Source organism: Monashia sp. HAY1-2A (genome assembly GCF_056755315.1).
The window spans coordinates 1-261 of record NZ_JBNDHY010000502.1 but is presented as its reverse complement, the minus strand read 5'-3'; the positions used below and the strand labels follow the sequence as shown (position 1 = coordinate 261).

Annotated in this window: 1 protein-coding gene; it reads left to right on the top strand. The window is 40.6% G+C overall.

Features of this window, described 5'->3' with window-relative positions; translation table 11 throughout:
* Positions 1–12: 12 nt before the first annotated feature.
* Positions 13–261, top strand: a 249-nt coding sequence (locus ACPYOM_RS22885) for a hypothetical protein (RefSeq protein WP_481347724.1), incomplete at its 3' end; no start/stop codon positions are given.

Genomic DNA, 261 nt, shown 5'->3' with positions numbered 1-261 from the left:
CTCCCTAGTGTCATGGCAGGTAACCTCACAGATAAAGTAAAATGGGAAACTGTTTCATATATTCCCAGAACCCTAAACTATGCAGTAACAGTTAGAGATGAAAATGCTACCAGACCATTGCTTATTTCATCCGAAACTACCGTTACTGTTGGTGGTGACGGGCCATTTAAATTCTCGGGCCTTACACCTTCTACCATTTTGTATAATAATGCATCAAACACTGTAACTTGGGATGTCGCTAGTACTAATACAGCCCCATAT